The following is an 845-nucleotide window of genomic DNA, read 5'->3' on the forward strand; positions in this document are numbered from 1 at the left end:
GCCTGCCCATGGCGCGGGCGGCGCGGCTCATGCCGGCCAGCCGTTGGCGGTCAGCCAGAAGCTCGACCAGCACCCGGTCCAGCGCCACGGCGGGCTTTCCGTCTGCACCGGGCGACACGTCCTTCTGCTCCACCACCAGCGCCGCCCCGGCGTCGGCAACGTGCCGGGCGTTGTGCAACTGGTGGTTGTGGGTGGCAAACGGAAACGGCACCAGCACCGAAGGCTTGCCCGCGACGGCCAGCTCGGCCACGGAGGTGGCCCCGGCGCGGCACAGCACAAGATCTGCCCAGGTGTAGGCGCTGGCCACGTCGTCGATGAACGCCTCGACGCGGGCCTCGGAAATTCCGGCCTGCTTGTAGCCTGTGCGCACCCGTTCCCAATCGCTGGTGCCGGTCTGGTGCCACAGTTCCACCCCTGCATCGCGCAGCGCAGGCAGCGCGGCCACCACGGCCTCATTGATGGCCCGTGCCCCAAGGCTGCCGCCCATGATCAGAAGACGACGAGAATGGGCGGAGCGCGGGGCGTCGCCCTTCTCCGCCGCACCGGCAGCGACGATGGCCGCGCGCACCGGGTTGCCGGTGGCCACGCAGCGTCGCGCGGGAAACACGCCCGCCGTATCCGGCAGGGACAGGAACACCCGCTGCACCACGTGGCCCAGCAGGCGGTTGGTCAGTCCGGGAATGGCGTTCTGCTCGTGGATGGCGGCGGGCCTGCCGCACAGCCGGGCGGCCAGCACTCCGGCAAAGGCGGCATAGCCGCCGAACCCCACGGCGATGACCGGATCGAACCGGCGCACAACCGAAACCGCGCGCCACACGCCAAGGCCCATGGCCCCGGCGGCAGCC

The 845-nt window shown here is 71.7% G+C and carries 1 protein-coding gene; it reads right to left on the minus strand.

What is annotated here, in order from left to right; all coding sequences use genetic code 11:
• A partial coding sequence (locus tag FVW27_RS17585) for a UDP-N-acetylglucosamine--N-acetylmuramyl-(pentapeptide) pyrophosphoryl-undecaprenol N-acetylglucosamine transferase (RefSeq protein ID WP_167127694.1) occupies positions 1-845 on the minus strand: 845 nt, incomplete at both ends.

Source organism: Nitratidesulfovibrio liaohensis, assembly GCF_011682075.1.
GTDB lineage: Bacteria > Desulfobacterota > Desulfovibrionia > Desulfovibrionales > Desulfovibrionaceae > Cupidesulfovibrio > Cupidesulfovibrio liaohensis.